The sequence below is a fragment of the Boseongicola sp. genome (genome assembly GCF_057460485.1).
The window spans coordinates 1-9,758 of the sequence record NZ_JBVCWP010000147.1; the positions used below are offsets into that span (position 1 = coordinate 1).

Genomic DNA, 9,758 nt, shown 5'->3' on the forward strand with positions numbered 1-9,758 from the left:
AAGCTCATAGGGTGTATAATTGGGGGGATACAAAAAAGCTAAAATTGGTTTTATCTATGCAAATCAAATATTTAAACTGATTATGTGGTGCCCAGGAGAGGACTCGAACCTCCACATCGTTGCCAATACTAGCACCTGAAGCTAGCGCGTCTACCATTCCGCCACCTGGGCAGGTGTCGTGACCGGGGGAAATACGCGGCGATCCAAGGCCTGTCAACGACCAATCACAAGGCGAAATGCGCCTTGTCGGTTGGGCGGTGCAACGCTACACCCGTGGGCGAACGAAAGAGGACTACGCGCATGTCGAGACTCGTAACGATATATGGCGGATCGGGCTTTGTGGGTCGGTATATTGCACAACGGATGGCCCGTCAGGGATGGCGTGTGCGGGTTGCAGTGCGGCGCCCGAATGATGCCCACTTCGTCAAACCCTACGGCGTTGTCGGACAGGTAGAGCCCGTGTTTTGCAACATCCGCGACGACGACAGCGTTCGTGCGGTGATGACCGGGGCCGAGGCCGTGATCAACTGCGTTGGAACGTTTGATGCCAAGGGCAAGAATAATTTGGGGGCCGTGCAGCACGAAGGTGCGGCACGAATTGCCCGCATCGCGGCTGAAACTGGGGTAGCGCGGATGGTGCATATCTCGGCAATCGGGGCCGGGGCGGATGCGCCTAGCGTATATGGGAAGACGAAGGGTCTTGGTGAGGATGCCGTTTTGGCGTCGATGCCTGACGCGGTCATTTTGCGGCCCTCTGTTGTGTTCGGGCCGGAAGACCAGTTTTTCAATCGCTTTGCAGGCATGGCGAGGATGTCTCCGATGGTGCCATTGTTTGGAGCCGAAACGAAGTTCCAGCCGATCTATGTTGATGATGTTGCTGCCGCCGCCGAATTGGGCGCAATCGGTCAAGCTGCGCCCGGCGTCTATGAGCTTGGCGGGCCTGAAGTGGCGTCTTTCCGTGAGTTAATCAAGACGATGCTGGACGTCGTTCGTCGTCGTCGTCTGGTCATTGGGTTTCCGTTTTGGATGGGCCGGGTTTTGGCCGCCATAACAGGCGTTGCTTCATCGCTTACGGGTGGATTAGCCCCTCAGCCAGTTACCCGCGATCAGCTAAAGGAACTGACGCGCGACAACGTGGTTTCAGAGGGCGCGAAGGGTTTGGATACGCTTGGAATTGCGCCGAGTTCGATGGATGCGATTTTGCCGTCTTATCTTTGGATTTTCCGCCCGTCGGGTCAGTACGCTGCGCTGAAAGAAAGTGCGCGTAACCTTAAGGGTTAAGTGTAGGCCACCCAAAGCAGCGCAAGCCCTAGGACGATACGATAGATCACGTAGGGTGTGAAGCTGACGCTGCGCAGGAGACGCATCATTATTGCCAGAGCGGCAAGTGCCATTCCGAATGCAAAGACGGCGGCGATTGCTGCATCTTTAACGGCCGCTGCATCCATTGCGAGTGCGACCTCGGCGCCGAGCAGAACTCCGGACGCGAGGATGGTGGGGACCGACATCAACATCGCCAGTCTTGCAGCGTCCTCGCGGGCGTAACCGAGGCGACGCGCTGCGGTGATCGTGATACCGGAACGGGACGTGCCAGGGACTAGCGCGAGGATTTGCGCAAGGCCCATGATGACCGCATCTTTGATACCCCAACGCTCGGCGGTTTTTTCGACCGTTCCGGTTTGGTCGGCCCAATATAGAACAATCCCGAAGATCAGGGTCATCCAACCAACGACTGCAACCGAGCGGAGAATGTCGTCCAAACCGGTCAGCTTGAAGATTAGACCCGCGAGTACGACAGGAATGGTCGCGATGATCAGGCATAGCGCAAGCCATGCATTCTGGTCGTCGATCTGTCGCCTTAAGATCTTTGGAATACCCAGAAGCGCGCGGCGCAAATCAGCCCAGAAGTAGAGCACCACCGCGCCAAGAGTGCCGACGTGCACGGCGACGTCGATAACCTGGCCCTGATCCTCCATCCCAGTAAGATTCGGGAGCAGAATGAGGTGACCCGAACTGGAAATCGGCAGAAATTCGGTGATGCCCTGAATGACGGCGACGAGGATCAGATGAAATATGGGCATGGGTCTCGCTGCGATGCGGAAAGTGTGGCTACACTAACCTATTGAGATTCGATGGAAAGATTCTATTTAGGTAACATTTCGGACCTACTATTGCGCTTCTGCGGCATAAAATCATACCGGACCATCCAAATAATCGCATTTTAGGGCAGCATTGCTGCCTTTTCTTTTTCCGGAACACCGCTTATTAGAGCGATCTGGAAATTTTACGTGAGGTCCGAGCCATGGCCGAGAACCCGATGCTTAAGTTTGTCTCTACACCGCGTGACATGCCCGAAAAGCGCGAAGCCACTGTACGTCGTGAGGATTTCCACGAGATTTACGCCGAGTACGCGGACCAGAAGGCCAAGGAGCAGTCGAGCCGGTGCAGCCAATGTGGCGTGCCGTATTGCCAGACTCATTGCCCGCTGCACAACAACATCCCGGATTGGCTGAAGCTGACGGCCGAGGGGCGCCTTCGCGAGGCCTACGAGATCAGCCAGGCGACGAATGCGTTTCCCGAGATTTGTGGACGGATCTGCCCCCAGGATCGTCTCTGTGAAGGCAATTGCGTAATCGAAGCGTCTGGTCATGGCACCGTGACGATCGGGTCAGTTGAGAAATACATCACCGACACGGCTTGGGAGCAAGGCTGGGTAAAGCCGATTGTTCCGCATGCGGAACGCCCTGAAAGCGTCGGTATTATTGGCGGCGGTCCCGGTGGACTCGCGGCAGCAGATCGGTTGCGGCGCGCCGGCGTGCAGGTCACGATTTATGACCGCTATGACCGTGCGGGCGGATTGCTGACCTATGGCATTCCTGGCTTCAAGCTTGAGAAAGACGTCGTGATGCGGCGCAACGATCAGCTTGAAAAGGGTGGCGTAGAATTTGTGCTGAACTGCAACGTCGGCGCGGACATCACGTTTGACGAATTACAGGCGAAACACAACGCAATCCTAATTGCGACAGGGGTTTACAAGTCACGCGAGCTGGATGCTCCAGGTATTCGTGCCGAGGGGATTGTGCGGGCAATTGACTATCTGACAGCGTCGAACCGTAAGTCGTTCGGCGACGAGGTGCCGGAATTTGACGCCGGATTGCTGGACGCAGAAAACAAGCGTGTGGTCGTCATCGGCGGCGGTGACACGGCAATGGACTGTGTTCGGACCGCGATCCGTCAGGGCGCAGAAAGCGTGAAGTGTCTCTATCGGCGCGACAAGGCGAACATGCCAGGATCGCAGCGCGAAGTGCAAAATGCCGAAGAAGAAGGCGTTGAGTTCGTATGGTTGTCGGCCCCCAAAGGTTTCACCGGCGAAGAAGTTGACGGCGTGATGGTGCAGAAGATGCGTCTTGGTGCACCCGATGCAACCGGGCGTCGGGTGCCGGAGTTGATTGAAGGGTCGGATTACGTTGAAGGCGCGGATTTGGTTATCAAAGCACTTGGGTTCGAGCCGGAAGACCTGCCGACGCTTTGGGGCGTGGACGGTTTGGAAGTCACACGCTGGGGCACGGTGAGGGCGGACTTTAAGACCCATGCGACCAACGTGCCGGGCGTCTATGCCGCCGGTGATATTGTGCGCGGTGCGTCGCTTGTTGTCTGGGCAATTCGCGATGGGCGCGAGGCGGCCGACGCGATTTTGGACTATATCGGTCAAGCGGCAAAAGTCGCTGCCGAGTAATGTCGGAATGACGTCGGTATTGCGTTGGTGCAGGCGCCAAACGAGTTGGGGATTTGGCAGCCACATGGGACAGCAAAGCTGACCCGTTCGGGTAATGAGGGTTGAAGATGGCGCGGAAGACAGGACAGTGTTTGCATGGCGCGGTAACGTTCACCGCCGTCGTTGGCGATACCATTCAGGCGTGCCATTGCGTGCAGTGTCAGCGTTGGACCGGCGGTGGTCCGTATTTCGCAGTCGCGATTGAAAACCTTGAAATGCCGGGCGCCGAAAGTATGCGCGACCATCATGCGAGCGAGCGGGGCGAGCGCACGGTGTGCGGGACGTGCGGATCGACGATCTATTGGAAGATGCAAGGCAAGGCGCCGCAAATTTTGGCCGCCGGACTTTTGGACGATCAATCTGGGATGCGGGTAACCGAAGAGATTTTCGTCGATTATCGACCAAGTCGGATACCTGCGTTTGGCAGCGCAAGACAAAGCGCCGAAGCCGACGAGATGGCAAAGTTAGATGCCTATCTGGCGTCGCAGTCAACATGACCGGCGCTCTGGAAGGCCAATGCATGTGCAGTGCTGTTTCGGTAATAGCGACACCGACGCAGCCCTATATAACCGCCTGCAATTGCGACAATTGCAAGCGCTGGACGGGGGGCATGAACTTTGCGTTCGAGGCTGACGCCAACACCGTGCGCATCGAGGGCCCGGTGAAGACGATTGCCCTTATGCCTTGGGCCGAGCGCGGCTTTTGCAGCAAGTGCGGCTCGGGCGTATTCTATCGCGTGACGGCAGAAGGGCCGATGAAGGGCCTTTTAAAGCTGTCGGCGGGCCTGTTTCCTGACGCGACCGGTCTGCCGGTTGGTATTGAATTTTACGCAGACGAGCGCCCTGCCGCGTTCGATCTGAGCCATGACCACAAAACGATGACAAGGGCCGAAGTCGAAGCCCTTTTCTCCGACAATGAGGAGACGCGACGATGACCAAATATGATGCAGAATGGGCCGCCGCCGAGGAAGCCCGCCGCCAATGGATGACCGAGCATTCGTTGTTCCGCAGCGAAGACGAGCACGCATCCTGTGGCGTCGGGCTTGTGGTGTCGATTGACGGGTCAAAATCCCGGAAAGTTGTCGAGAACGGCATCAATGCGTTGAAGGCCGTTTGGCACCGAGGCGCGGTTGATGCGGACGGCAAGACTGGTGACGGCGCAGGCATCCACGTGCAGATCCCGTTTGCGTTCTTTGGCGACATGATCGAGCGCACGGGACATACGCCGCGCGGCGGCGAAATGCTGGCCGTGGGTCAGGTGTTTCTGCCGCGCACGAACTTTGGCGCTCAGGAGACCTGTCGGACGATTATCGAGACCGAAATTCTTCGCATGGGGTATTACATCTATGGCTGGCGTCATGTGCCTGTGAACATTGATGTGCTGGGCGAAAAGGCGAACGCGACGCGGCCCGAGATTGAGCAGATCCTAATCTCGAATTCCAAGGGCGTCGACGAAGAAACGTTTGAGCGCGAGTTGTATGTGATCCGTCGCCGGATTGAGAAAGCAGCGTTGGCGGCTCAGGTCCCGACGCTTTATCTGGCGTCGCTGTCGTGCCGGTCAATCATCTACAAAGGCATGATGCTGGCGCAGGATGTGGCCGAGTTTTACCCAGATCTGAAGGACGAGCGGTTCGAAAGCGCGTTTGCGATCTATCACCAGCGCTATTCGACGAACACTTTCCCGCAGTGGTGGTTGGCGCAGCCGTTCCGCATGTTGGCGCATAACGGTGAGATCAACACGCTGAAGGGCAACGTCAACTGGATGAAGTCCCACGAGATCCGCATGGCGTCGGGCGCGTTTGGGGACATGGCTGACGACATCAAGCCGATCATCCCGGCCGGATCGAGCGATTCTGCCGCTCTGGATTCGGTGTTTGAGGTATTGGTGCGCGCCGGGCGGTCGGCACCGATGGCGAAGACGATGCTGGTGCCGGAGAGCTGGTCGAAGCAGGCGGTGGAATTGCCGCAGCCGTGGATCGACATGTATTCCTATTGCAATGCCGTGATGGAGCCGTGGGACGGCCCCGCCGCTTTGGCGATGACGGACGGGCGTTGGGTATGTGCGGGTCTGGACCGCAATGGTTTGCGACCCATGCGGTACACGGTGACGGGTGACGGTTTGCTGATTGCCGGGTCCGAAACAGGCATGGTGCCGACCGATGAAGCCACGATTGTTGAGAAGGGCGCGCTTGGTCCGGGCCAGATGATTGCGGTCGATATGGTCGAGGGGAAGCTGTTCCACGACGTTGAGATGAAGACGGTTCTGTCGAATTCTGCTCCGTTTGGTGAGTGGGTCGCTAAGGTTGTGGAGTTGGACGACGATCTCGCCGTTGTAAGCGAGCAACCGCTGTTTAGCGGCAATGAATTGCGGCGGCGTCAGGTGGCGGCGGGCTACTCGATTGAGGAGTTAGAGCAGATTTTGGCTCCGATGGCCGAGGACGGGAAAGAGACGTTGGCGTCGATGGGCGATGATACTCCATCGGCTGTTTTGTCGAAAAAGTATCGTCCGCTGAGCCACTATTTCAGGCAGAATTTCTCTCAGGTGACGAACCCGCCGATCGACAGTTTGCGCGAATTCCGCGTGATGAGCCTGAAGACGCGGTTCGGCAACCTGAAAAACGTGCTGGATCAGAACTCCAGCCAAACCGAGATCATCGTTCTGGATAGCCCATTCCTTGGGAATGCGCAGTTTGATCGGCTGAAGACGACGTTTGATGCCGATATGGTCGAGATTGATTGCACGTTCCCGGCAGGTGATCCCCAAGGTGCCCTTCAGACTGCTTTGGAGCGTATCCGGGCCGAAGCTGAGGACGCTGTGCGGTCAGGGGCCGGGCATCTTGTTTTGACGGATCAGAATTCCGATAACAGCAAGGTTGCGATACCGATGATCCTTGCGACGAGTGCGGTGCATTCGTGGCTGACCCGCAAAGGCTTGCGGACGTTTTGTTCGCTGAATGTGCGATCTGCCGAGTGTATTGATCCGCATTATTTCGCAGTTCTGATCGGCTGCGGTGCGACGACAGTGAACGCCTATCTTGCCGAAGACAGTATTGCGGACCGGATTGAGCGTGGCTTGATCGACGGCTCGCTGACCGAAGCCGTGGCGCGGTATCGCGCTGCCATTGATGCTGGTCTTTTGAAGATCATGTCGAAGATGGGGATTTCGGTTGTTTCGTCTTATCGCGGCGGACTGAATTTTGAGGCCGTGGGGCTTTCGCGCGCATTGGTCGCCGAGTTCTTCCCAGGCATGCATTCCCGCATCTCGGGTATTGGTATCAGTGGTCTGCAAAAGGCCGCTGAAGCGGTTCACGCAAGAGGCTTTGCCGGCGATTCTATCTTGCCAATCGGCGGCTTTTACAAAGCCCGTCAGTCGGGCGAGACCCATGCGTGGGAAGCGACTTCGATGCACTTGTTGCAGGCCGCATGTTCGCGTGCGTCTTATGCGATGTGGCAGCAGTATTCGGCAAAGATGCGGTCGAACCCGCCCATCCATTTGCGTGATTTGTTGGACATCAAACCGATGGCCACGCCGGTGCCAATCGAAGAGGTCGAAAGCATCACCTCGATCCGTAAGCGATTCGTGACGCCGGGCATGTCTTTAGGGGCGTTGAGCCCCGAGGCGCATAAGACGCTGAACGTTGCGATGAACCGGATCGGAGCGAAATCTGACAGTGGCGAAGGTGGCGAGGATCCAGCGCATTTCGTGCCGGAACCGAACGGCGACAACCCATCAGCGAAGATCAAGCAGGTGGCTTCGGGGCGTTTTGGCGTTACGGCCGAATATCTGAACCAATGCGAAGAGCTTGAGATCAAGGTCGCGCAGGGCGCAAAGCCCGGTGAGGGTGGTCAGCTCCCTGGCATGAAAGTGACCGAGTTGATCGCACGTCTGCGGCACTCAACGCCGGGTGTGACGCTGATTTCTCCGCCACCGCACCACGACATCTATTCGATCGAAGACCTCGCGCAGCTGATCTACGACCTGAAGCAGATCAACCCGCACGCGAAGGTGACTGTGAAGCTAGTGGCGGCGTCTGGTGTCGGCACAATTGCGGCTGGTGTCGCCAAAGCGAAAGCCGACGTGATCCTGATTTCCGGCCACAACGGCGGAACGGGCGCGTCGCCCGCGACGTCAATCAAATATGCGGGCTTGCCTTGGGAAATGGGCTTGACCGAAGCGCATCAGGTTCTGTCGATGAACAATCTTCGCGGGCGTGTGACTTTGCGGACCGACGGTGGTTTGCGCACAGGTCGTGACATCGTCATGGCCGCGATGATGGGCGCCGAGGAATACGGCATCGGCACAGCGGCGCTGATCGCGATGGGCTGTATTATGGTGCGTCAGTGCCAGTCCAACACTTGCCCGGTTGGTGTCTGTACACAGGACGAAGAGTTGCGGGCCAAATTTACCGGCGACGCGGACAAGGTTGTGAACCTGATCACGTTCTATGCGCAGGAAGTGCGGGAGATCCTTGCGTCTATCGGCGCGCGGTCCTTGGCGGATGTCATTGGGCGGGCTGATTTGCTGAGCCAGGTCAGCCGGGGAGCGGCTCATCTTGATGATCTGGATCTGAACCCACTTTTGATCACCGTCGATGGGGCAGATCAGATCGTTTATGATCGCCTGAAAGACCGGAACACTGTTGATGATACGCTCGACGCCGAAATCGTGCGAGATGCCGCACGGTTCCTTGATGACGGTGAAAAAATGCAGCTTGGATATTCGGTGCGCAATACACACCGGACCATTGGCACGCGCACATCAAGCCACATCGTCAAGCGCTTCGGGATGCGCAATTCCTTACAGCCCGATCACCTGAGCATCCGGCTTGACGGATCTGCCGGGCAGTCGCTTGGGGCCTTTGCGGCACCAGGACTTCGGATCGAAGTGTCAGGGGATGCCAATGATTACGTCGGTAAGGGTCTTTCGGGCGGTACGATTGTTGTTCGACCTCCGAAAATCTCGCCTCTGGTGGCGGCTGATAACGTGATCATCGGCAACACGGTGCTTTACGGCGCAACAGACGGGTTTCTGTTTGCCGCCGGTCGCGCAGGGGAGCGGTTTGCGGTGCGGAACTCGGGCGCGAAGGTTGTGGTTGAGGGCGCTGGCTCGAACGGGTGCGAATACATGACCGGCGGGGTCGCGGTGATTTTGGGCAGCATTGGCCCGAATTTTGGCGCGGGCATGACCGGCGGCATGGCCTATCTCTATGACCCCGAGGGCAAGACGCCCGAAATGATCAACATGGAGACGCTCGTCACCGTTCCGGTGAACGAGGGCGTCTATATGGATGAGCTAAAGGGGCTTGTTGAGCGCCATTTGAAGGAAAGCGGCAGCGCACGCGCGGCTGAGATTCTGCAGAATTGGGACGAAGCGAAGTTAAAATTCATTCAGGTTTGCCCGAAAGAGATGCTGAACAAGCTGGACATGCCAATCATGGGTCTCGATCTGGCGATACCTGCTGAGTAAGTGATCTGTCTACGCATTGACCTGCGCGGCCCTCGGGCCGCGCAGTTTGATTCAGATCCCCGGCTTTCTGCGATAGGCCAAGGCGATCATCGAACCGCAGCGCGTCCTATTTGCTCATCTGGCCGGACACCAAAGTTCAGGCGCGAAGATTATGCGTTGCGATCACGACGCTTGGTGACGAAGGATTCCAGCACTTCACCTTCATGGTCTACGGTGCGCCAAAGATAATGCGTTTCGCCGTTGATTTTCACGAAAACCTCGTCCAAGTGCCATCGCCAGTTCGAGTATGCGCGCATCCCGCTGACCCGCCTTTTCCGGATCTCAGCAGCGAACATCGGGCCAAATCTGTTCTACCAGGACCGCACCGTTTCGTGACTGATGTCGATGGCGCGCTCGTGCAGCAGGTCCTCGACATTGCGAAGCGAAAGGGGAAGGCGAACGTCCATCATGACCGCCAGGTGAATGATCTCTGGGCTGCTGTGAAAGTACTTGAAGGGGTCTTTTTTCATCATAAGCA

Annotated in this window: 6 protein-coding genes, 1 tRNA gene and 1 pseudogene; 5 read left to right on the plus strand and 3 right to left on the minus strand. The window is 57.4% G+C overall.

What is annotated here, in order from left to right:
- Positions 1–85: 85 nt before the first annotated feature.
- Positions 86–171 (minus strand) — tRNA-Leu (locus AC221Y_RS15220).
- Between the two features lie 129 nt (positions 172–300).
- Here AC221Y_RS15220 and AC221Y_RS15225 point away from each other — a divergent pair.
- Positions 301–1,281 carry a complex I NDUFA9 subunit family protein gene (locus AC221Y_RS15225; RefSeq protein WP_299756102.1) on the plus strand — a complete coding sequence of 327 codons (981 nt, stop codon included), beginning with the start codon at positions 301–303 and terminating at the stop codon, positions 1,279–1,281.
- On the opposite strand, the gene AC221Y_RS15230 is transcribed toward AC221Y_RS15225, so the two are convergent.
- Positions 1,278–2,081, minus strand: coding sequence for an undecaprenyl-diphosphate phosphatase (locus AC221Y_RS15230; RefSeq protein ID WP_299756101.1), 804 nt, complete (start codon positions 2,079–2,081; stop codon positions 1,278–1,280). The genes AC221Y_RS15225 and AC221Y_RS15230 overlap by 4 nt on opposite strands.
- A gap of 221 nt (positions 2,082–2,302) precedes the next feature.
- Here AC221Y_RS15230 and AC221Y_RS15235 point away from each other — a divergent pair, with 221 nt between their 5' ends.
- The 4 genes from AC221Y_RS15235 (at position 2,303) to gltB (ending at position 9,241) form a co-directional block, all read left to right on the plus strand.
- The gene (locus AC221Y_RS15235; RefSeq protein WP_486707658.1) at positions 2,303–3,736 is read left to right on the plus strand and encodes an NAD(P)-dependent oxidoreductase; all 1,434 of its coding nucleotides are present in this window, start codon (positions 2,303–2,305) and stop codon (positions 3,734–3,736) included.
- A gap of 107 nt (positions 3,737–3,843) precedes the next feature.
- The gene (locus AC221Y_RS15240; RefSeq protein ID WP_486707659.1) at positions 3,844–4,272 is read left to right on the plus strand and encodes a GFA family protein; all 429 of its coding nucleotides are present in this window, start codon (positions 3,844–3,846) and stop codon (positions 4,270–4,272) included.
- Complete coding sequence (locus tag AC221Y_RS15245; protein ID WP_366141741.1) at positions 4,269–4,709, plus strand: GFA family protein; 441 nt, start codon at positions 4,269–4,271, stop codon at positions 4,707–4,709. The genes AC221Y_RS15240 and AC221Y_RS15245 overlap by 4 nt, the downstream gene beginning before the upstream one ends.
- Positions 4,706–9,241, plus strand: coding sequence for a glutamate synthase large subunit (gene gltB, locus AC221Y_RS15250; protein WP_299756096.1), 4,536 nt, complete (start codon positions 4,706–4,708; stop codon positions 9,239–9,241). Before AC221Y_RS15245 ends, gltB begins: the two co-directional genes overlap by 4 nt.
- Positions 9,242–9,393: 152 nt before the next feature.
- On the opposite strand, the pseudogene AC221Y_RS15255 reads toward gltB, so the two are convergent.
- Positions 9,394–9,753: pseudogene (locus AC221Y_RS15255) on the minus strand (IS6 family transposase); the annotation flags it as partial.
- Positions 9,754–9,758: the final 5 nt, after the last annotated feature.